The 20822-nt window shown below is 43.7% G+C and carries 22 protein-coding genes; 15 read left to right on the forward strand and 7 right to left on the reverse strand.

The window, feature by feature from the left end; genetic code table 11:
• Position 1 precedes the first annotated feature (1 nt).
• The gene (locus ACHMWN_RS08690) at positions 2-1663 is read left to right on the forward strand and encodes a hypothetical protein (RefSeq protein ID WP_397299765.1); all 1662 of its coding nucleotides are present in this window, start codon (positions 2-4) and stop codon (positions 1661-1663) included.
• Between the two features lie 489 nt (positions 1664-2152).
• Here the strand turns inward: ACHMWN_RS08690 and ACHMWN_RS08695 are convergent, their stop codons facing one another.
• From ACHMWN_RS08695 to ACHMWN_RS08705, 3 genes are read right to left on the reverse strand one after another with little or no spacing between them, the layout of a single operon-like run.
• Positions 2153-2398, reverse strand: coding sequence for a hypothetical protein (locus ACHMWN_RS08695; protein ID WP_397299767.1), 246 nt, complete (start codon positions 2396-2398; stop codon positions 2153-2155).
• 47 nt (positions 2399-2445) lie between these two features.
• Complete coding sequence (locus ACHMWN_RS08700; protein ID WP_397299770.1) at positions 2446-3777, reverse strand: hypothetical protein; 1332 nt, start codon at positions 3775-3777, stop codon at positions 2446-2448.
• A 59-nt stretch (positions 3778-3836) separates the two neighbouring features.
• Positions 3837-4649, reverse strand: coding sequence for an abortive infection family protein (locus ACHMWN_RS08705; RefSeq protein WP_397299772.1), 813 nt, complete (start codon positions 4647-4649; stop codon positions 3837-3839).
• Positions 4650-4773: 124 nt separating this feature from the next.
• On the opposite strand from ACHMWN_RS08705, the gene ACHMWN_RS08710 reads away from it, so the two are divergent.
• The 9 genes from ACHMWN_RS08710 to ACHMWN_RS08750 all read left to right on the forward strand — a co-directional run bounded on the left by ACHMWN_RS08710 (position 4774) and on the right by ACHMWN_RS08750 (position 12120).
• The gene (locus ACHMWN_RS08710; RefSeq protein ID WP_397299774.1) at positions 4774-5250 is read left to right on the forward strand and encodes a LexA family protein; all 477 of its coding nucleotides are present in this window, start codon (positions 4774-4776) and stop codon (positions 5248-5250) included.
• A complete protein-coding gene (locus ACHMWN_RS08715; RefSeq protein WP_397299777.1) occupies positions 5207-6484 on the forward strand; it encodes a Y-family DNA polymerase in 1278 nt (425 codons plus the stop codon). Before ACHMWN_RS08710 ends, ACHMWN_RS08715 begins: the two co-directional genes overlap by 44 nt.
• A gap of 57 nt (positions 6485-6541) precedes the next feature.
• Positions 6542-7105: a hypothetical protein gene (locus ACHMWN_RS08720; RefSeq protein ID WP_397299779.1), complete on the forward strand. Its 564-nt coding sequence runs from the start codon at positions 6542-6544 to the stop codon at positions 7103-7105.
• A 159-nt stretch (positions 7106-7264) separates the two neighbouring features.
• Positions 7265-8077 carry an AAA family ATPase gene (locus ACHMWN_RS08725; RefSeq protein WP_397299781.1) on the forward strand — a complete coding sequence of 271 codons (813 nt, stop codon included), beginning with the start codon at positions 7265-7267 and terminating at the stop codon, positions 8075-8077.
• Positions 8040-9065: an AAA family ATPase gene (locus ACHMWN_RS08730; protein ID WP_397299783.1), complete on the forward strand. Its 1026-nt coding sequence runs from the start codon at positions 8040-8042 to the stop codon at positions 9063-9065. The genes ACHMWN_RS08725 and ACHMWN_RS08730 overlap by 38 nt, the downstream gene beginning before the upstream one ends.
• Positions 9058-10062: a hypothetical protein gene (locus ACHMWN_RS08735; protein WP_397299786.1), complete on the forward strand. Its 1005-nt coding sequence runs from the start codon at positions 9058-9060 to the stop codon at positions 10060-10062. The genes ACHMWN_RS08730 and ACHMWN_RS08735 overlap by 8 nt, the downstream gene beginning before the upstream one ends.
• A gap of 5 nt (positions 10063-10067) precedes the next feature.
• A complete protein-coding gene (locus ACHMWN_RS08740; protein ID WP_397299789.1) occupies positions 10068-10895 on the forward strand; it encodes an SOS response-associated peptidase in 828 nt (275 codons plus the stop codon).
• Between the two features lie 67 nt (positions 10896-10962).
• Positions 10963-11199: a hypothetical protein gene (locus ACHMWN_RS08745; protein WP_397299791.1), complete on the forward strand. Its 237-nt coding sequence runs from the start codon at positions 10963-10965 to the stop codon at positions 11197-11199.
• 3 nt (positions 11200-11202) lie between these two features.
• Positions 11203-12120: a DUF72 domain-containing protein gene (locus ACHMWN_RS08750; protein WP_397299793.1), complete on the forward strand. Its 918-nt coding sequence runs from the start codon at positions 11203-11205 to the stop codon at positions 12118-12120.
• On the opposite strand, the gene ACHMWN_RS08755 is transcribed toward ACHMWN_RS08750, so the two are convergent.
• The 4 genes from ACHMWN_RS08755 to ACHMWN_RS08770 all read right to left on the reverse strand — a co-directional run bounded on the left by ACHMWN_RS08755 (position 12117) and on the right by ACHMWN_RS08770 (position 15991).
• A complete protein-coding gene (locus ACHMWN_RS08755; RefSeq protein ID WP_397299796.1) occupies positions 12117-12464 on the reverse strand; it encodes an MGMT family protein in 348 nt (115 codons plus the stop codon). The two genes, ACHMWN_RS08750 and ACHMWN_RS08755, sit on opposite strands and share 4 nt — an antisense overlap.
• Before the next feature lie 163 nt (positions 12465-12627).
• The gene (locus ACHMWN_RS08760) at positions 12628-13515 is read right to left on the reverse strand and encodes an aspartyl protease family protein (RefSeq protein ID WP_397299798.1); all 888 of its coding nucleotides are present in this window, start codon (positions 13513-13515) and stop codon (positions 12628-12630) included.
• A 116-nt stretch (positions 13516-13631) separates the two neighbouring features.
• Positions 13632-14321 carry a LytR/AlgR family response regulator transcription factor gene (locus ACHMWN_RS08765; RefSeq protein ID WP_397299801.1) on the reverse strand — a complete coding sequence of 230 codons (690 nt, stop codon included), beginning with the start codon at positions 14319-14321 and terminating at the stop codon, positions 13632-13634.
• On the reverse strand, positions 14318-15991 hold the full coding sequence (locus ACHMWN_RS08770; protein WP_397299804.1) for a histidine kinase: 1674 nt from the start codon (positions 15989-15991) through the stop codon (positions 14318-14320). The genes ACHMWN_RS08765 and ACHMWN_RS08770 overlap by 4 nt, the downstream gene beginning before the upstream one ends.
• A gap of 145 nt (positions 15992-16136) precedes the next feature.
• Here ACHMWN_RS08770 and ACHMWN_RS08775 point away from each other — a divergent pair, with 145 nt between their 5' ends.
• The 5 genes from ACHMWN_RS08775 (at position 16137) to ACHMWN_RS08795 (ending at position 20791) form a co-directional block, all read left to right on the forward strand.
• Positions 16137-16982: a serine hydrolase domain-containing protein gene (locus tag ACHMWN_RS08775; RefSeq protein ID WP_397299807.1), complete on the forward strand. Its 846-nt coding sequence runs from the start codon at positions 16137-16139 to the stop codon at positions 16980-16982.
• A 97-nt stretch (positions 16983-17079) separates the two neighbouring features.
• Positions 17080-17541: a tetratricopeptide repeat protein gene (locus ACHMWN_RS08780; RefSeq protein ID WP_397299809.1), complete on the forward strand. Its 462-nt coding sequence runs from the start codon at positions 17080-17082 to the stop codon at positions 17539-17541.
• 259 nt (positions 17542-17800) lie between these two features.
• Complete coding sequence (locus ACHMWN_RS08785) at positions 17801-18397, forward strand: hypothetical protein (protein WP_397299811.1); 597 nt, start codon at positions 17801-17803, stop codon at positions 18395-18397.
• Positions 18398-18936: 539 nt separating this feature from the next.
• On the forward strand, positions 18937-20058 hold the full coding sequence (locus ACHMWN_RS08790; RefSeq protein ID WP_397299814.1) for a sensor histidine kinase: 1122 nt from the start codon (positions 18937-18939) through the stop codon (positions 20056-20058).
• 1 nt (position 20059) lies between these two features.
• Positions 20060-20791: a LytR/AlgR family response regulator transcription factor gene (locus ACHMWN_RS08795; RefSeq protein ID WP_397299815.1), complete on the forward strand. Its 732-nt coding sequence runs from the start codon at positions 20060-20062 to the stop codon at positions 20789-20791.
• Positions 20792-20822: the final 31 nt, after the last annotated feature.

The raw sequence follows: 20822 nt of genomic DNA on the forward strand, positions 1-20822 counted from the left end.
GATGGAAAGTCTTCGAGAGCAATTGGCTGGCATTGGGTTTTTAGATGAAAACCTGAGGGAAAAAGTGAATGCTTTTTTTGCCGAGGGAAATCCACTGGTGCTGGAACGATTGGTAGGAGCGGTTAAGGTGAGGTTTGATCTTGATATCAGATTGACCGAAAGTGGGGAGATCCAGCTTTTGGGCTATGAGCTTTGGAAGCCGAGGGTGGTGGAGATTCCCGAGCATTTCAACAATGGAACCCCGACACAGCTGATTGAAGAGCAGCTGAAAGCGATTGATTTTCCGGCGGTATTGCCGCAGGATTTCATGTCGCGAAGGGAGGAGAATGAGGCGTTTGACCAGATTGGTGATGTTTTCCAGGAATTCAACCACCTGGAGTTTTTTCTCCTTGGGCAGGATGATGATCTGGAGTTCAACAAGGTCAACAAGATGCAGAACATGCTGCTGGTAAAATATGGGGCTGGCAATGGTATGGAAGACTACCTGCTGAAGATCGATAAGGGGTATTGGAAGGAAAAATTCTACCAGACGTTTCCCTTTCCACCTTCACTGCACGTGGGTGCGGTAATTAACAGAATTAATGACACGGGCAGGCTTCAGCACTTAAGTGAGCTGACAAAAGTCTATCCCGAAAACAAATTGATTATGAACTTGAATAATTTAGAGAACCTCCGTGAGGAGATGGCAAACTTGGGCTTTAAAAAAGAGCTCATCGAGCAGATGGAAGAAAAGATGAAGGCGAACGTGGCTGATTTTAAGTTGTATGATTCGGTCGAGGCGACCCGCGGCAGGGTGGATATGACCCTGTTCTTTAAGCAGTCCGGCCAGTCTGATTATTATTACCTCAATAAGTTTGAGGTGTGCCACGAAAAGGGCCAGAAAATCCCCGAAGGGCAAAAGATCATGGTCTTGACCCATACTGAGGGAACGGATAAGAAAATGACCAAGGTTTTTGTGCATGTATCTGAGGCGATCGCCTTTTTCAATGGACAAAAGGAACAGCTCAAGGAGCAGAAAGGGATCAGCCATCTGGTGGTTGGTAAGGATGCCAATTCTGCGGTGAAGCTGGCCACGATGGAAGATGGCAAGGTGAACTATGTGCAGAAGGAATTCGGCCAGACCTACCGCACTTCCCCAATCAACCAGACGATCTATGTAGAGAAGGGAAAGGGCTTTTCGGCCGAGCAGGCGGTTAACCTGATCCAGGGACGCGCTGTTTACCGTGATGACATGGTTTCCCAGGCAGGTCAGCAATATAAGGCCTGGATCAAATTGGATTTTGATGTCCCAAAGGACAGGTTTGGGAATTTTTTGATCAACCAGTATACAGATCCGGCCTATGGGTTTGACCTTTCTAAGGTGCTGGACAAGTTTGAGATCAAGGAACTTTCGGATCCGGCCAAACGTGAGCTTTTGGAAGGTAGTATCCGTAATGGCAACAGGGCGGTGGTTATCCTTGAAAAAAATGGTGCGCCTGTGAAACTGGAACTTGAAGCTGTTCCACGTTACAGCCAGATCAATCTTTATACCAAGGAAGGCAGGCCTGAAAAACGCGAGCAGTTCTTAAAGCAGCCTGACATGAAGCAGGAGTATGCGCAGAGCAGGGAAAAGTCACAGGCCAAGAATAAAAAGCAAGGCCAGGGGCAGGGAATAGGAATCTAACTCCCCCTTTTTTTAGGCTTGGTGTTAAGTTTAGGTTTAGTTTGAGGGTCGCCTAATGGGCGGCCCTTTTGTTTAATAGCGACTTTCCATGGTATTTAGTTTTACTGGTAAAGGGGTAAACAGGTTTGAAAGGCGATTGGTTTTGTTTTCTTAAAAGTGGGGGGTGAAAAAAGTTAAGAAAAGCTAATTGTTTGGGCTACTGTGGGGTGATAGATTTAGGGATGAAAGAAACGATATTGACTAGAGCGGCGCAGGAGCTGCTTGGGCGGCAGGCGGATATCGCAGCTGGTAGGACAGGGCTTGGTTGCCTTTTTTTGATCGGGAAACGGATTTGGATTTTGCGAAGGTATGTGAAGATCTGTAGTGAAAAGGGTCTGCTGCCAGAACTTGGGGTGTTTTCGATGCTGGTGGAATATGAACTGCTAAAGATCAGGTTAAGGGAGCCACTGGCGAACGGGAATAAGGATCTGTTCAGGTTGGATAAGAAGTTTAATTGATGCCGAGGGTGATAAACTCATTGGAACCGAATGGGTAAATATAAACATCCAAGTGCTCTTCAAAGTCCACGGCGTCCAAGATGCTATCACGAAGGTGAGATACTGCCGCTTCGAAGTCAATGTCTGGCCGTACATATACGATCAGGTTTTTGCCTTGGTCAATTTCACCAGATAGCAGCATATCATTGTAATATTCCAAGAACTCATTTTTGAAACGTTCTAATCGAGCATCAGTCATATGTCTGTTTTGGCTTTTGGTTCATTATTGTTATATATGAATTGTTTTTAGGTGTCATCCGAATTAATTTTACTGGGTACGTATTCCAAAACACCAATGGTTCCCCAAAGCAGGCTATGTATTTTTTTAAGCGTGATTTCGTGTCTCTTGAAGTCTAAATAAAGTCCGAGCAATTGAGTGGTTGTGATGAGGGCGATTCCCATTTTTTTGCAATAGGTCAACATCTGCGGAGGAAATGCTTTTTCCTTCCGATCAGCTAACGGAATGTCTTTAAATGCGTTTACAATCAAAAAGCCTTTAGGCTGTATACCGTGGTCATGGTGATAGGTCGTTACCCATTTCATTAATTGAGCAGCATTTGTTTCGCCCGAACTAGATTTCAAGCCCTTTATCTCAATAACGCCGATATCTTGCCTGTGTTGTATGATTAGATCATCTCTTCGTTCCTCAGCAAAAAGGATTTCAAATCCAAATTCTGTAAATATGTGTTTAACTCTTTCCTCTAGCCGGGTGCCTGTCTCAAAAAGCAACTCTTTGAGGTCTGTATAACCGCTGAGAAAAGCCTGTTGTTCAGTAATCAAGTGTTGTATTTTATCTCGGTCTTCGAAGAGCTTGTTAAGTTTCTTTAACTGTTCGGATTCATTTGAAAGATAAATCCGCGAGCACCAGTCAGGCACGTGGATATCTGGCGTTGCTTTGTATCGGATTTTTAATTCTTGATCGATCTTTTGAAATGCCTTAAGTGCTTGAAGATTTCTGTTTTGGAATTCGTTGTAGTCCTCCGCATTCAGTCGCAATTTAGGCATGAGAAGTATGTTACCTTTCGATTTTGAAATGATTATAGAAATCGGATGCTTGGTGTTGTTTATTCTCGCCGCGGGAGCACCTTTGTATTTTGCGTAACTGAACTGATAGCTGCAATCGAATGCCTGAAAAAAATCAGTAAAAATTGGATCAGCAAACACGATATTGCTGCCGTTCATGGGTTCCAGCGCGAAGTCCTTACTGTCAAGCCCTATAGTGTCAAAAAGATCTATTTCCATTTCATAGGGCGTTGAGCTGTCACCTTCTGCGAAAAACGTGCATACTGGGCTACTCGGCAGTTGAACATAAATATTCCCGCCGGTGTTAAAATACTCAAGCAACTCTTTTTTACGGGCTGAAATCTTAGTGAGTATATCTTGGTAAGTCGTTTCCTGGATCCAACCAGGATGGTTTATAGTCTCGCCAACGGTTTTTTGTTGGATCTCGGTCGCTATATGATTCAGATCTATAATCAAAATGTCGCAGTCAAGAAGGTAGTCGAATGAGAAATAGCTCATGCGATCAATGTAATCAACGTCAAAATTTTCTCCTATTTCTGCGACCTTTAAATGCATAGATATATTAATTATGATGCAATATATTAATAGTAAATGAATTAGGATTTGTGAGAAAGTTAAAATGGCAAATCGGGTACGCAAACTTCTACTTCATCAGCATCTTTGAACTTGTCTTCAATTGACTGGATGAATTTGATGGAAGCAGCTACATTGGAGAAAATCAGTATGCTTTCCTGGTAGTTTAATATTGGGTTGTCATGTGCAAAGCTCTTGTTATTTCTAATATCGTTGAATGCATCAATAACCGCGAAAGAGTATCGCAGGATTTTTTCAGACATCGCCGAGTCAATCATTTTTTCGGCAATAATAAATTTTACATATTTTCCGAAAATTGCATTCAAACTTTCGTCTTTGCTAACGTTCACCCCGTGATTGGTACAAAGTTCCCTTATGAAACGGGTCACGAAGGTGTGAAGCCTATCTAAGGCGGCTTCCGGTTCGTTTTTTTCAATGCTTTCACGAATATTCTTTGCCAGTAAATGGAAATCTCGATCATCGGTTGTCGCCTTAATTGCGTCAATATTCTCTACAATTCCACCTGCTTTTAATCTTTCACAAAGATTCAAAAAATCTTGGTTTATCGAATGGTCTGTTGTGCCATATTGCTCTTTTTCAAGTGCTACTTTTACATGGAATAACTCATTAAAGACTTTACCAACTATGTAATTGCTTTCCAGCCTAATAAACGTACGCAGACGATTTGCTTTTGATGTACCCCCTTCTCGATATTTTTCTTGATCGATGTCGATTCCAACAGTGTCTCCGAAAAAATCACGGAATGTACGGTCAGAAAAATTGAGGACATAACCTCCCCCCATATCAAGAAATTTTTCTGAAAGCCTTTTTTCTAAATAGTTTAAGTCAGCCATGCAAATTTTTTTAAACAAACTTAGTTAAATGCTTACAATATTTAAAAACTAAAAATGTTAGTAATATGTTAATAATTAACTAAAATTATTAGTATAAATTTGTGACTACTAAAATTATTGGTTTATGAAAGAGATTACGCTGTACAGAAAGGGTGAGGCGCAGACCCTTATTCCACTTTTTACCGAAAAAGTCCATGCTGGCTTTGAAAGTCCAGCCGCTGATTATGAGGAGGCAAAAATTGATCTCAATGATTACGTTTCCAAATATCCTGAAGCAACGTTTTTTGCGAAAGTGGAAGGGGACTGCATGATCGGTTCTGGTATTTTTCCAGATGATATGCTCGTGGTGGATAGGTCCTTGGACGAACAGAACGGGGATGTCGTCGTCGGGGAACTCAACGGTGAATTTGTACTTCGTTCTTACTTTAAGGATGGCAACCGAGTTTTTTTAATGCCGGATAACAAGTATTACAAGCCGATTGAACTGAATGAAACCACTACCTTTTCGATTTGGGGGGTAGTGCCGCATACGATTTATAACCAAAGAAGGAGGAACAGTGCTCGCATTAATCGATTCGAACAATTTTTACGTCAGTGCTGAAAGGGTGTTCCAACCAGAGCTGAAAGGCTGGGCGGGCTGTGTGCTATCAAATAACGACGGTTGCGCGATTTCTAGGTCCAATGAGGCGAAAAAGGAACTCGGCATCCAGATGGGTACGCCCTATTTTTTGATGCGCGAGCAGCATGCTGCAGGAAAATTATGGTGGCGCTCTTCGAACTATACCCTTTATCAGGATATGATGCGCAGGATTACTAAGATCGTTCGCAGGTCCTTTCCCGACCAGGAAATCTATTCAATCGATGAATGTTTCTGCGATCTGACTGGGCATAAATATGTGGACCTGGAGTCTGAAGCGGTGGCGCTTCGGGCAAGGATACTAAAGTGGACTGGTGTTCCGGTCTGCGTTGGAATTGCGCCAACCCGCACTTTAGCTAAAATTGCCAACAAGCTGGCGAAAAAACAGGGGAGGTCCACTGGGGTTTTCCTGATGGACACGCCCGAAAAGATCCAACAGGGTTTGCGTGATACAGAAGTCGATGAGGTGTGGGGAATTGGTCCGCAATATGCGATCAAGCTGATGAAGGCTGGGGTTTATACGGCTTATGACTTCATTAATTTGCCCGAGGATTATGTGCTCAAGCTGATGACTATCCAGGGTAGGCGCACCTATCGAGAGCTCCGCGGGGAGCGCTGTATCCCGATGGAATATGTGCGTGCGGATAAGGAAGGGATTTCTACTGCCCGTTCGTTTGGCGGGTTTGAAACCGAGCTTTTGCCATTGGAGGAAGCGCTTGCAACCTATGTTGCCAATGCTGCGGTTAAGCTCCGCTCGCAAGGTTCGGTCTGCTCAAAACTTTTCGTGTTTGCCCATACCTCTAGGTTTGCGGTGGTGAGCGACCGGTATAGTGCGGGACTTGAGGTAAAACTCGACGTGGCAACCGATGATACGGGGGTTTTGATCTCCAAGGCGCTTTATGCCCTGCGGAAGTTTTTTGTTCGGGGTTACCGCTACCAGAAGGTTGGGGTAGAACTAAAGGGGTTAAAGCCTGCCTCGCAGGTTCAGGCCTCAATGTTCGATCAGGTAGATACTGAGAAAAGTTTGAAGATGAAAAGGGCGCTTGCCGTTATTGACGGGATGAACAGGGAATATGGCAGGGATACGGTGCGCTATGCGGTGATGGGCTATGAAAAAAAGTGGTTCATGCGCCAGGAATTCCTTTCCCGGAAGTTTACAACCAGGCTATCGGACGTGATCGTGGTAAAGGCAAAATAAAAAGGGATGAAACAAGCCCGGAAAATAAATGTTAGATTTAACTATAGACAATTGAGTATGGAACAGACAGATGTATCGCCGATGGACCTTTTGGCCCAAAGGCTACGGGCAAAATTCCCCGAGATTATTAGTGGCTCAGTTGTGGCCGGAAACCAGTATTTTGAGATCAATATCGCTGAGGGTACAGAGACCGCGCCATTTATGAAAGACTTTGACGGATTTGTAAAAGAATATCTTGTCGCTTACGGTGACAAGGAGACAGAATATGATTTCAAGATCAACAGAGGGAGGGAATTGATCAATATCCTTTCCTATAATTCTGATCGGGGTTATCTGGTGGAGGTAACGATGAACGGTAAATCGCAATCGCTTTTTGTGGTGGACGTGCAGGGGGCAACGGGAGACTACACGGTTTTCAATGATGACTTTGAAACGGTGGGCTATATGAATATGCGTGATACGAGCGAGCCGCGAACCGAGCCTGATTATGGTGATGACCGTCCCTTTCCAAACTTTAACGACAGTTCACTTTGGGAAGCTTCCAATATAGAGCTGGGTTATGTGCTGAAGGAAATCGTGGAGCAGATCGCTGAGCAACTTGGTGGAGATGAGACCGTCTAAGAAGGTTTAAACAATTATTAAAGATAAGGTTCTACGAACCCTTTTGAATAAATAGTAACAAATGGATCGTAATTAAATGTGGTTTGAATTCTTTACGCCTACTAATCTTTTAGTGATCCAAATTTAGAAAAAAACGAAATTCTTTCTAAATTGCTGATTATGCGCACTCAAAACAATTTATTGGGTATTCGTATCAGCAATGATTACGGTATCCTTGAAAACATCTTTGTAAGCTTAGATAGTGAATTTGAAATTACCGTTTCACTGTCGGTTATTCGAATCAAAAAAAATTTAGGGTATTTAAAGGACTTTTTTGGAGAAAACGTCACATCTGTCTCAGGGATAGTTGGACCAAATGGCGTTGGCAAAACAACCCTCCTCAATTATATCAAAAGTCTTTTTATTCAGGAAAAATCAGAATTAAGATATCGAGAAAATGATATTGTTTTCTTTAAACAAGGAAATAAAATTCTTATATACTTAAATTCAAACAGAAAGTCTGATTTTACGATTGATAATGAAACAGGTCATGAAATAGAAATTTTAACATATCACGAATACCCGAAGGTATTCAATACGATTAAAAATAAGACCACTGTTTTTTATGCCAATGGCTTAGATTTAGATCAAAGAGATACAGAAACCACAAATTATTATAATATATCAACTTCATACCTGCTGAATCACCCTGGTAAGATTAATTATCGGCAAAAAAGCTCGAACCTAAAACGGATGAGTTCCCAAAAGCGATTTCGCTATACAGAATTAAGAAGGCAAGCTGAATTTCTACAACGGTTAAATGATTTCGATCATGACATTCCATTCAAAAGACAATTATATATTGAGGTAGAAATAAATGAAGTTTTCAAAAAAGATTATGATAAGCTGCTAAAAATCACATTAACCAAACTTGAACAAACAGATGACCTGAATTATGAATTCATTGAAAGATTTTGTCAACCTCGTCCATGATTTAAAGTATGTTTCTAACGACTGGAAAGAAAAATGTGATGATAGAAAACTCCCAGAGGTCAAAATTGGGGAAAATATTTTATTTCAGCTGTCCATTATCGTAATTAATGCTGGATTTGAAAACCTTTCTTCTAATGAACTTATGGTTTCGATAGAAAGATTTAATCATCTGTTTCGAGCCATATTGAATAGTAGCCGTTTGGAATTAAGAAGTTTAGAAGAAATTTTTGACTTTTGGGAAAGCCAACTTACCCAAGTTCAATTTTTAGAAGGTACTTCGCAAAGTATGCCGGATGATGCTATCAGAAAACTAGGACAGTTTAAAAAAGTCTGGAAAATAGCAGTTAAGCTTTTATCAAATCTTGATCAACGAGGTCGTATTTCGGTCATTTCTTTTGAGGGAAACAGGGCAATGTCTCTTATTGACGATTTTTTTTCGTCAGAAATAAGCGAATTTGTCAACTTTAAATGGCCGAAAATGAGTGCAGGTGAAGAGGCAATGCTTTCATTTTACTCTCGTTTAAATAGCGTAATGAACAACGTTAAAACAGATGACTTATTGTTATTAATTGATGAAGGAGACCTATATTTTCATCCTGAATGGCAACGTAAATACTTATTTTACCTCTTAAGTTTCCTCAAAAAAAGTTCCCAGCAAATACAAGTAGTCTACACAACGCACTCGCCTTTTTTAATAAGTGATTTGCCTAAAGAAAACATTGTATTGTTAGGGCAAAAGGCAGATAGTGAAAAGTTCCAAACTTTTGGCGCAAATCTCTATACCCTTTTCTCCAAAGCTTTCTTTTTGGGAGAACATACCACAAGTGAATTTGCGAGGTTAAAAATAAAAACGGAAATTCTTGATAAGCTAAAATCAGATAAACAAAATTCAGAAAATAGAAATCTTAACGTGCTAGTGGATAAAATTGGCGAGCCAGTACTCAAAACATTAATACTTAATAGAATAAAAAGCGGAAGTAATGGTTAGAATTGAATCTGGCATTGATGGATTGCTTTTAACTCAGATTGCAGACAAACACTGGGACATCATTAATCCGAGACACCAACAACACGTATATTTTTTACTGGAAGAATCTTTAATTGGAAGGATTGAAAACAAGCGGAATGACCATTTAGCAAATGGTAATATTCGAGCTGAATTTTACGATATGTTGTTGGCGGATAACTATGCAAACCTAAAAAAACTAATTCTTTGCTCTGCAGCTGAAATCAGGGAAATTATCGCTGAGATAACACTCTTTTTGGCAGACAGAGGTCTACTTGATCAACCGGGCTGGACTACTTTTAGTACGGAGATTTTCACCGTTTTTGGCTACGAAAACTGGCGTTCAAATGGTAAAGGGCAACGGCTTTATGAGTTGTTGAATCTAGAAATCTGCCCTTATTGTAATCTTGAAACAATTCAAGTTGACTATGATAATGACATCGTTGTTGCCTCATTTGATCATTACTATTTGAAGGCAAAGTATCCATATCTATCTATGACTTTTTCAAACTTGATACCTGTTTGTCAAAAATGCAATCAAACCTACAAACTGGATTTAAGTTTCTGCCTAGGCACTCACATACATCCCTATCAAGATGATTATGATTCATATTGCTATATGGAATGTGACATTATAAATGATGTTGGTGACTTTGAAGTTAATCTTTTTTTGTATAACGACGATGACCAGCGTGTTAAGCGGTTTAATCATGAATTAAGTTTCACCGTACGATATAACCACAGTGCGGTGTTAAAAAGCGTAAAAAGCCTAGTAACCTTAATACAAAAGCATTATGGAATTGATAGTCGATTGAGTATGGTGAATGATTATAATCTTTCAATGCAAGAAATTACAAGAAACATTTGTGAGGATATAAACGTTCCGTATACCAAAACAGAAATTTTAAATCACCAATATGGAAAGGTGCGAAGAGATATTGCAATTCAATCAGGCTTGATACAAAGGGATAATATTTAGAATAAATGTGTGCACGCTATACCCTTACCGCTGAAGAAAAGGAACTGATCTCACAGGGCAACTATACCCTGAACGGGCCCTATGTGCCCGATCCAAACATTGCCATAACCGATATTGGCTACGTGGTGACTATGGAGGAACCGGATGTGGTGCAGCGTATGTTCTGGGGGATCGTTCCAGCGAATGCCACCAGCAAGGTGCCTGAGTTTTCTTCCTTTAACATCGTGAGCGAGGAGGTCTGGGAGAAGCCGGTTTATGCGAAGCTTTTGCACGAAAAGAAGTTCTGTATCGTTTTTGCGGACGGGTTCATGGAGGCAGAAGAGGTGACCGAGGAGGATAGGCGTCCCTGGCGCTTTTTGACCGAGCGCAAGATCTTTGCCTTTTTGGGGCTTTGGTCAGAGTGGATTGATCCCGAAACGGGAGAGGCGCACCGGACCTATGGGATATTTACCTGTAAGGCCAATAAGATCGTTGGGGAGATCCATGCCGCTCAGCGGATGCCCGTGATCCTGTCCAAAAAATCAGAGAATATTGTGCTGAGCAAGAAAAGTTCGATCGAGGACGTGCTCGCGCTCTGCGTTCCCTATCCAGATCAACTAATGAACCGTTACCGCCAGGACCGGCAGGCCCTTGCGGTATCGACAAAGAAGAAATGGAACAAATCGATGGAGCTATTGAAGGAGGTGCGGGATGAGCCGCGCACGGGAAACCTGTTCGGGGATGCGATGCCGCCGGTTGACCTGACCAAGCGGACCTTCAGGAACACCAAGAAAAAACAGCCCAGGAAACCTGGTGAAGGGCCACCACCTATCGACCTTTTTAATTCGCTGTAAATTTGTGATTCTTGGGATTTTCCTAATGAAAATCATAATTTAGCTTTCAACTAAAATTTATTGGACTATGGAGGCATTTGATATCCAGGTTACCCTTGAGGACAAACCTGCGAGCTTGCACGTGGAAGCTTTGGAGCAGCTGGCTGATGACAAGCAGCAATATAAGATCTATCAGGATGGAGAGTTCCTTGGAACGGTATGGCCAGACTGCCTGGACCACGGGGTATGCTGGTTTTCGAGCGATCAGATTGCCGAGGACACGCTGCTGAAAATTGGTGATGCGATTGAACGTTTTGAGTGCTAGGATATGGAGTTTGGAAGGGTTGCCACGACAGATGTCAAATTTGTAGACCATAGCTTGCCGCCCGATGGCAGGATTACGGTCAAGACCTTGCCCGGTAGGCCCGCGGAGGGCGGATGCAAGTTCCACCTGGGCTGCGCCAAGTGGGGAAGAAAGGAATGGAAGAGAACCCTTTATCCAAAGGGAACAAGAGAAAGTGACTTCTTGCAGGAATATGCCAGGCACTTTGACCATATCGAGCTCAATGCCTGTTTCTATTCGCTTCCCTCGCCACATGAGATGAAGCGTTGGAAGGAGCAGGTGGATGCCTCGGGCAACACCGATTTTACCTTTGTTCCAAAAATGTCGAGGTCGATCAGCCATATCAAAAGGCTAGTTGACTGCAAGGGAATGGTGGATCGTTTCATGGAGGCAGTCAGGGAATTTGGCCCGTCCCTTGGTCCTGTCTTTTTGGGGGTTAGCGATAATTTCGGGCCAAAACAATATGGGGTGCTGAAAGATTTTCTGGAAAATGACCTTCCAAAAGACCACAGGTTCTTCCTGGAGGTGAGGCATCCAGGATGGTTCGGTGATGAGATTGATCGGGGGCTACTATTTGACCTATTGGCCAAACATCAGGTGGGAACTGTGATGTCCGATGCTAGTGGGCGCAGGGACTGCCTGCATATGGAACTTCCAACGCCAGAACTGTTTGTCCGCTTTGTGGGCAATGGGGGAATGAACAGGGATTCTGATCGCCAGAGGGTTGATGAATGGATCAACCGGATCTCTAGGCTTGTCGAGCAGGGCCTTGAAAAGGTTTACTTTTTTGTGCACCAGCATGATGAGGACAATACCCCACTACTTGCAAAATATACGATCGAGCAGTTCAACCAAAGGCTGGGAGCAGGTCTGCGGGAGGTGCAGCTTAGGTCTGAAGACTAAATTTCTGCAAGCGGGTCCCAAAACAGTTTGTTAAATTCTTTTACCTGGTCGTTTTCGATCATTACCCCTTCGTTTTCCAAAAGCTGCTGCATCTGGGACGGGCTATCATAGTGATGCTTTCCGGTAAGCAGGCCGCTTCGGTTGACTACGCGGTAAATGGGCAGCTCCATACCGGGAGAGTGTGCATGGATCAGCGCCGTGCCGACCATCCTTGATGACCTTGCAGCGCCCAGTGCTTTGGCAATGGCGCCATAGGTGGTGACCCTGCCGCTGGGAATAAGTGCGACGATCTGGTAGACCATCTCGTAGAAGTTTGGTGCTATAGGGTTTGTTTCGGATGCCATGAGCTCACAAAGGTAAGCGGATTGCCCTAGTGAGAAAAATTAAGGTCCTCTTTTATTTTTGCCCAGTAACCTACATAGGATGATACCGGATTCAATTGCGCAGGATGGCTGGCAAGTGAATGGGTATGGGAATGTTTGACACGTTCCGGGCTGAGGTTTTTGATCAGCTGCCTACTTTCTTCTGATCGATATAAGGATCGTTGAACAGGTGGTTTGGCTTGAGATAGATGATGTTCTTCTGGAAGTCGAGCACCACATTGAACCTTTTGAGTACCTCATTGCCCAAGATATGTCGCTGCATGCCTTTGATGGGCTTATTGGCAGTGGTCTGCTGCACAGGTACGTTTTTTAGGTGATACTTTCCGATGCTGAGCGTTTCAAGGTTTGTAGTGCTGACCGGGATCTCATTTCCCTGGGCTCCCCGCATGATCACTGTTTTGATCACCTGCATCTTTTCGGTCGGAAATTTTCCCCGCATCAATAGGTCATGGTCGAGCATAGCGGTACGCTGATAGCCCGTATCAAACAGAAATAGGTCCCTTATTGCTGTCCCGTTTTGTTTGATCTGCCCGGAAACAAATACCAGATCTTCGATAAAGACCATTTTTAATTTTGTAAACCCATTGCGCTTTTTGACCGGATAGGGCAGTGCATCGTGCACAATCATGAGCTGCTGATCGTAATTCAGTTCCACGACCTTGCCGGTGAAAAGGTCCCAGCCAAAGCGGCCATCGGTACCGTGTCCGGTCAGCTGGGCATCGTAGACTTTTGTCTGATAGACAGTTTTTCCTATCCTGAGCGGGTATGGGGTATCATAAAGTTTGGCTGGCGTTTTTAACTTGTTTTTGAGCACAGCATTGATCAGTACCAGCTCGGTTGTGCCCGAATCGAAGTTAAGGGCCAGTGTATCCACGCCATTGAAGATACCCTTCACCGCTATCGTGTTCTGGTTGTTGATACTCATGGGTATGCTATCGCTAGAAGGCTTTGGACGTTGTGCAAAGCTTTGTCCAGCTAAGAGTACTAGGATAGCGAAAAGTGTTATTTTCATAAAAGATGGTTTAATGCTTTATTTTTAAAAGAAAATTATTGGATAGTAATGCCCTATCAATTTTATGATTGGTGGGCTTTCTGCGGTCCAGGAAGTCTTTGTTTATAACGAGCAGCTCAAAGGATTTTTTTCTTCAGTTCGCGGTAATGCGTCCTGCCCACAGGGAGCAGCTCGCCATTTTTAAGCCTTGCCATTGGGCTGGCTCCGCCTTTTAATATCAAGGTGTCGAGTTCGGAGGTGGCCACCAGGAATGATTTATGTATCCTTTCAAAGCAATCGCCCAAAAGATAGGAAAGTCGTTCCAGGGTCTTATCGTAAAGCAGGGTTTCGCCATTTTTAAGATGGATCTCAGCATAGATATCCGAACCCTTGAAATACCTTACCTCAGCTGACTTTACCAGCCTCAGCACCCCCTTTTGCCTTACAGCTAAAACAGTTATCCCGTGCGCCGGGCGGCCATCTGCCCGGTCAAGTGCGAGTGAGAGCCTGTCCCGGTCGAAGGGCTTGGGTACGAAATCCACCACACCATATTCGAATGCCTCCACAGCCTTTTCCGTATGGGCAGAGATGATTATGGTGTGAAAGGCCTGGGCCGTGAAATGCTCGAGCATGGAAAAGCCATTCTGGCCGTTCAAATTGAGATCGAGCAATAGCAGATCGATCTCATTTTTTTCCAGATAGGAACGGGCCTCCTCAATCCCCTCTAAAATTACGATGGATTGGACTTTGGAAGCCCATATCTCTTTTACCATTCTCTGTATCCTTGATGCAATCAGGACCTCATCTTCTATGATCAATATTCTCATTTCAAAATAATTATAGTGGTCAACCATCCTTGGGGAACGGCCTTGGAACTTAGCTCCCAAGCCTCTCCGTAGCTTTCCCTTAGCCTTGCTTCAATATATGCCGTTCCAGTTCCATTTTCCATGTTTTTGCCTTTTTCGCGGTTGATCGCCTGGGTAGTGAGTGTGTATGTTTTTTTAAACTGCGTCTGGCTAAATGATAAATGGAATGATATGCTGCCGTCGGCAGATGGCCTGCTATGGGTAATGCCATTTTCTATGGCAGTATGGAGCACTGCCGGGGGGATGTATTCGTTTTCGTCTATGTTGGTGGTAGATAGCCGGTAATCGGTTTCTTTGCGGAACCCCATCACCTGTAGGTGATAGCGGCAGAGCTCGATCTCTTCTAGGATAGATACCAGTTGGTACTCGGCCATCCGGGAAAATAGCTCAAACTCGCCAGCCAGTGCAACGATCATTCTTAATCCTGCCGGAGGCGATTGTTCGATCAATTCGCTCAGCGCCGTTAGCGTATTGAGCAGAAAGTGTGGCTGTATGCTTTTTTTTAGCAGTTCGGTCTTTAGCCTTTCAGAGAGGAGCAGTGCCTGGTGATAGGCCTGTTCTGTCCTTCGGGACCTCTCGCTCAGTAGGTAAAGCATGGCCAGCAGCAGCAGCCCAAATCCAAGGTACAAACTGTAGTCATAATATAGAAACCATGATGCGGTAGCGCCAAGTAACAGTGCAATCAGTACCAGTAATGCCCCAGAATGTTTACGTTTTACGGCTAGCAAACAGACCACGAAGCTTGCACTTACCATGACCACGCCCATCAGCTGGGATGTCAGATCATATCGGCCATGGTAGGCGATAAAGACAATGGTAAGTAAAAGACCGATCAGTAGATTGAATGAAATGGTAGGGAAGCTATTGAACTGCCGGTTGAGGAAATACGGGATCAGCATGCTGATGCCCAGGCCAAGGATTCCTATCATCTCCAGACGTACAACCTGAAAGGGGTAGGGATAGCCCCAAAGTGTGGGCAGGTATTCCATCACCAGCAGGCATAGGAACAGTATGCACAACAGGGAAAAAACCAGGTACAGCCTTTCGGCATGATGCTGGAAGAACATGAACAGATAGTACATGGCCCCGATCAGGAAAAACCCGGCCAGTACGAACATGAACGTTCCGATCTTTAAAGGGGCAGTGAGCAGCTGCTGATAAGTGCCGGAACGAACATTGAAGAATGCATATTTTCTTTGGTAATGGAAATTAGAAATCCGTAGTGCCAGCAGATGTGTTCCTGCATGGGCAAGGGAATCAGGCAAGGGCAGGACTGTTCTGTGCTGTCCGGGGCTTTCTTTTTCCCTGGTATCTCCAACCTTTCCGCTAGAGCCGATGTAGTTACCGTCCCAATAGGCATCGAAAGAGCCCAGTGCTATGACCTGGACGGCATAGGGCGAAAGGTCTTTTTTTCGGTTGGGCAGGTCAAGATGAAAGCGGATCGTAAAAATACCCTTATGTGTTGTGCCATTCCCAGCTACCCAAGAACGGTCATCCAATGATTTTTTAAGCCAACTTGTTTCATTACCAATTTTAAGCCTTACAGCTGTGGGCCTTACGGTAGCTTGCCCGCATGAGGACAGAAACAATAGCAACAAAAAGTGTATGTAATATTGTTCTTTACTATGCATATTCCAAAGGTAAGGCAAATATTGTTCTTTAGAGTGCCGTTCACAAGTCCCTGGTGCAGTTGACAGGATAAAGGATGAAAATCTATGGGATGAGCTTTATCATTGCCTTATTGATTGAAGCAATCACCTTTTAAAATATATTTAAATGAAAAAACACCTAATCCAAACGGTCCTGTTCATGGCACTGGTGGTGGTCAGTAGCCAGACATTCTGCCAGCAGACCATCAAAAAAAGGATAGATTCTGTGATGGACATCGCATTCAGGCGTGGGATTTTCAACGGGAACGTTTTGGTTGCAAAGGCCGGAAAGGTCATTTACCAAGCTGGTTTTGGCTTCGCAGAGGCTGGCAAGAAGGGTAAACTAAAACCAGAAACCCTATTTGATATCGGGTCGGTCAGCAAGGAGTTCAATGGCGTCAGTATCATGCTGCTCAAGGAAAAGAAGTTGCTGGACCTGGACGATCCGATTGCTAAGTTCCTTCCCGATCTGGGAGATTGGGCAAAAAGGGTGAAGGTTCGACACCTGATCAGCTACACCAGTGGAATTCCCATCTTTGATCCCTTGGCGATGGAACCTGATTCAGTGGTCTGGAGAAACCTGACCGGACTGAAAAGCCTTCAGTTCGAGCCTGGTTCATCTTATCTCTATAACCATTACAACGTATACCTGCAGATGCGCATTATTGAGAAGGCCAGTGGCCTCTCTTATGCTGATTTTATCCGTGACCATATTTTTATCCCACTGGGGATGAAGGATGCGGTTGTCGATTATCCCCCAGATGGCGAGCGGATCGCAAAAGCCTTCGACGGGCAGTTCAGGCCGACACCGTATGGCCAGGGCATGAGCGGTTGGGTAAGGCTCTCGGCAGGGGATCTTTACCGTTTCGCAGATGCCCTTGACCACTTTAGGCTCATCTCCGGAAGAGTCCTACAGGGAACTGGCCTGGAACTTTCCCGCAGGAGAAAGCAGCCTGGGCTCAACTGGATTTGAAGGGCAGTCCCTTTTATGGCACCAGCACCAAGGTTCAAATAGCAATTATGAAGCGCTGCTTTATGACAGTTTAAAAGATAGTATACTAGTGGTATTGTTGACCAATCATCAGCAGATGAAGGTGCATGGCTTAAGGGCCGCAATCTTTGGGGCCATCAAAAACCAAGCTGTTAGCGTACCCAAAAAATCCGTATACTTGGAAGTGAGGGAAAAGATGCTTGCCGATATCAATAAGGGACTGGCCTATTACAACCAACTGAAAGCTATGGCTCAGGATACCTATGATTATTCATTTGAACTTGGCGATCTGCTGAGTTCAGGGAAGTTCCTCCAGCGGAGAAAACATTTTGACGATGCCATCCGCCTGTTCGAGATTGCGGTAAAACTAGAGGGGAGACCGTCAGATATTTCCTATGGGTATGAGCTGATGGCAGACACCTATTTTAAAAAAGGCGATAGGGCCAGTGCGCTGAAGTTTTACGCAAAGGCCTTAGAAACCGATGAAGCCAACAAGAATGCTCGCGGGATGCTGGACACTTTAAAAGGGACATCCGGTTAATGGCAATTTCTCTGCGCTTAATATAACAAGCGCAACATCCAACGAATTTATGTGGCAAATATCACAGTTTTGACATTCTATCAGCTGGAGAGGCGGCCTGGCAAGCATAATCGACCCAACCTTCCATTTAGGAGGCAAAATCCGTTTAAATTAAATTAAATCATACATCACTAAATTTCTCTCCGTAAAACGACATTGCCCACTACTTTAATATTCAATCACAACAACTATTCAGCATAACAGTTTAATGACAATGATAATGAACAAATCAACTATTGGTACAGCAAAGAAAGGTTTTCTGGCGCTACTACTATGTACACTATTTCTTTTTGCCTGTAAGAAAAACAGGTCTGAGCAGAAAATGCTGGAGATCAAGAATGAGACAGGGGTTGCACTGATATTGGTAAATGCCCAGAACGGCGAGCGATCTCCTATCGGTTTGGCTGAAGTCAGGCAGATTGCTACAGACCTGGAAATCGGTATATTCTCTATAGAGGCGCCAGTTGGTGAGCTACGCAGCTTTGAGTTTGAGCGGACCGGAGACAGAAAGTATACGATTATCAGCTACCTAGATGTTCTGGAATACAGGATCTCTGGAAGTGTGACTAGGACGGCCCGGGTCTCTTTTACAGACCAGAAGGGAGCACAGGTTGACCTACCCACTGTGGATTTGCCATATAACATTTCCTATAAAAAATACACGCAAAACAAATGGTCACTTTCAGCAGACAACCTGGAACAGAATGGGGCGATCTTTATCAAGGTGCTGGTGAAGGGACGGATAAGGACCGAGCTTTCCGCTCCACAAGGTGTGGCTGCAAGCGGGACTATCGATGGCACCTCTCCCTATAAATGATAACTCCAAGTTAGCGCAGATAATGAATAGCCGGCTTGAGATCTAATCTTTCTACAGCGGTTAATTCAAGTACTCCATGTGCGAGTAGCTGATGATCCTGGTTGCCTCCCATTTATCATTTAGGTGCCAAAGCGTAACCAATTTTGCCTCGCTGCTGAGAACTTCTTTTTGGCCTTTTTCGGTCGCATAGAAACGGTCGATGCCAGTCTGCAAGAAATGTTGTTTCATGTTCGTAAAATTTATGGCGTTTTTTTTAGCATTCAACCGAGTACTGGCTTAAGATGATAAGTGTTTTTTGATTTTTTGATTTTGCTTTGTTGCGGGCAGTTAAATATATTATTAGATTCATAGACACACAGCAAACCTATAAGTCACCTCTAATATTGAAAAATAGTTATTTCTTTTGCTTATAATGCCTTCATGAACGGCGATATGGAGTTCAATTTTTAGGTATGCTAAAACATTGGTAAAAAGTAAGTAATGGTAATCCGTTGGAAATGGGCTACCTTTGCGGCTAATCTGAAAAGCGTTAACATACATTGGAAATATCCGTAATTTTTAGGAAGAAACGATTAAATGCCATCCTTTTTGGAACAGACACCAATCCTTATGCAAGGCTGTTGCTGCATCTTTTTTTCTGGGCATGTATTTTCCAGTGGTTTGTCATGCAGGCTAACTGGGTGGTGGGCAATACCGATAAAGCGGCCTGTTACCTGGTTGCCTTTCAAAAAAACGTGACCATCATTGCCTGTTTTTATGGGATATCCTATCTGCTTGGCGCTAAACTGACCAATTTACGGACGGGTCTGGGTATCCTGGTGGTGCTGGTGATTACCTTTGTCTTGTACGGGCTTACCTCCTATAGCTTGTACCATTACATCGAGGCGCATTATCAAACACCCAGTTTCTTTCTGCGTTTCGTGAAAAACATCTCCACTGATGGCCTGTGGACCTTTGCCCGTAATCACAACGTGATCTACTATTATATCGAACAGTTGGGTTTTGCGCTGTTCATTCCCTTAAGCATCAAGGTTTTTCGAATTACCTATCAGGCTAATTTCGCTAAGTTAAAAGTCGAAAAAGACAACCTACTATTAGAAGTAGACTTTTTAAGGTCCCAGATCAACCCCCATTTTTTGTTCAATACCCTAAATAGCGTATATGGACTGATTGAGGACAAGGACCGCCTGGCGGCGGACATGGTCCACTCCCTCGCTGATATGATGCGTTATTCGCTCTACCAGGCGAGCGGAAAAGAGGTAGAGGTTTCCCAGGAACTTGATTTTATCACCAGTTACCTGGCTATCCAAAAAATACGCCACAGTAAGAGATTGACCATTACCACTGATTTCAGTAAAGCTATATACGGTGTTAAGGTTCCGCCATTGCTGCTGATTGATTTTGTGGAAAATGCATTCAAACATGGGGCCGACCAGCTTAGCACGGCAGCTTGGATTAATATCACGGCGAGGATGACCGGCCAACAGGAATTTTGTTTCCAGATCAGCAACCTGAAACCTGAAACCCATTCCAAAACAACACAAAAAGGGATTGGGATGGCCAATGCACAGCGAAGGCTGGATATCCTTTATCCCGGTAGACATCAGTTCAGCGTCACAGAAACAGCCGACACCTATAACCTAACCCTAAAAATCTGGTGAAATGAGTAGTATATCCTGTATCATTATAGATGATGAGCCTTTGGGGCAAGAATTGATAGAGAAGTATATCTTACGCATGCCGTCCTTGGAACTATTGGCCAAGTGCGATAATGCCATCGATGCGGTAGAAAAAATATCCACCTTAAAGCCAGCGCTTATTTTTTTGGATGTGAACATGCCGGAAATGAGCGGGCTGGAATTGGTCAGAACATTTGGGGTAAATCCGCCCATGGTGATACTCACCACTGCCCATGCCAACTATGCGGTAGATGGGTATGATCTCAACATTTTAGATTTCCTGCTCAAACCGATTACCTTTGAGAGGTTTGTAAAAGCGGTTAACAAGGCGAAGGAAAAGCTAGGTTCCCAACTCCCCAAACAGCAGGCCGATGTAACAGCGGCTGTCAAGCAGCAAGGGCACATTGTTTTTAAGGTGAACAAAAAGTTTATCAATGTAAGCACTGGGGAGATCGATTATATAGAAGGGATGAAGGACTATCTGAGGATCCATACCCAGACCAGAAGTATTGTGACCCATATGACCCTTAAACGAGTAGAAGAACTTTTGCCCCCGGATGAATTTTTAAGGGTAAACAGGTCTTTTATCGTCAGAAAATCAGCCGTGAGTAGCATTAGTGGCAATATGGTGGTCATGAATGACAATGCAGAAGTTCCAATAGGGACAAATTACAGGGATATCATCAAAAAATTGACAGAAGAGGGTAGGCTATAAGGGCATTGGTCTAAATACGTGCTGTAAACGT

Origin of the sequence: Pedobacter sp. UC225_61 (assembly GCF_044452285.1) — a bacterium.
Taxonomy (GTDB): Bacteria; Bacteroidota; Bacteroidia; order Sphingobacteriales; family Sphingobacteriaceae; genus Pedobacter.

Coding starts and splice junctions, on each gene's coding strand:
- ACHMWN_RS08690 (WP_397299765.1), top strand. CDS start 2: ATGGAAAGTCTTCGAGAGCAATTGGCTGGCATTGGGTTTTTAGATGAA.
- ACHMWN_RS08695 (WP_397299767.1), bottom strand. CDS start 2,398: ATGACTGATGCTCGATTAGAACGTTTCAAAAATGAGTTCTTGGAATAT.
- ACHMWN_RS08700 (WP_397299770.1), bottom strand. CDS start 3,777: ATGCATTTAAAGGTCGCAGAAATAGGAGAAAATTTTGACGTTGATTAC.
- ACHMWN_RS08705 (WP_397299772.1), bottom strand. CDS start 4,649: ATGGCTGACTTAAACTATTTAGAAAAAAGGCTTTCAGAAAAATTTCTT.
- ACHMWN_RS08710 (WP_397299774.1), top strand. CDS start 4,774: ATGAAAGAGATTACGCTGTACAGAAAGGGTGAGGCGCAGACCCTTATT.
- ACHMWN_RS08720 (WP_397299779.1), top strand. CDS start 6,542: ATGGAACAGACAGATGTATCGCCGATGGACCTTTTGGCCCAAAGGCTA.
- ACHMWN_RS08725 (WP_397299781.1), top strand. CDS start 7,265: ATGCGCACTCAAAACAATTTATTGGGTATTCGTATCAGCAATGATTAC.
- ACHMWN_RS08730 (WP_397299783.1), top strand. CDS start 8,040: ATGAATTCATTGAAAGATTTTGTCAACCTCGTCCATGATTTAAAGTAT.
- ACHMWN_RS08735 (WP_397299786.1), top strand. CDS start 9,058: ATGGTTAGAATTGAATCTGGCATTGATGGATTGCTTTTAACTCAGATT.
- ACHMWN_RS08740 (WP_397299789.1), top strand. CDS start 10,068: ATGTGTGCACGCTATACCCTTACCGCTGAAGAAAAGGAACTGATCTCA.
- ACHMWN_RS08745 (WP_397299791.1), top strand. CDS start 10,963: ATGGAGGCATTTGATATCCAGGTTACCCTTGAGGACAAACCTGCGAGC.
- ACHMWN_RS08750 (WP_397299793.1), top strand. CDS start 11,203: ATGGAGTTTGGAAGGGTTGCCACGACAGATGTCAAATTTGTAGACCAT.
- ACHMWN_RS08755 (WP_397299796.1), bottom strand. CDS start 12,464: ATGGCATCCGAAACAAACCCTATAGCACCAAACTTCTACGAGATGGTC.
- ACHMWN_RS08760 (WP_397299798.1), bottom strand. CDS start 13,515: ATGAAAATAACACTTTTCGCTATCCTAGTACTCTTAGCTGGACAAAGC.
- ACHMWN_RS08765 (WP_397299801.1), bottom strand. CDS start 14,321: ATGAGAATATTGATCATAGAAGATGAGGTCCTGATTGCATCAAGGATA.
- ACHMWN_RS08770 (WP_397299804.1), bottom strand. CDS start 15,991: ATGCATAGTAAAGAACAATATTACATACACTTTTTGTTGCTATTGTTT.
- ACHMWN_RS08775 (WP_397299807.1), top strand. CDS start 16,137: ATGAAAAAACACCTAATCCAAACGGTCCTGTTCATGGCACTGGTGGTG.
- ACHMWN_RS08785 (WP_397299811.1), top strand. CDS start 17,801: ATGAACAAATCAACTATTGGTACAGCAAAGAAAGGTTTTCTGGCGCTA.
- ACHMWN_RS08795 (WP_397299815.1), top strand. CDS start 20,060: ATGAGTAGTATATCCTGTATCATTATAGATGATGAGCCTTTGGGGCAA.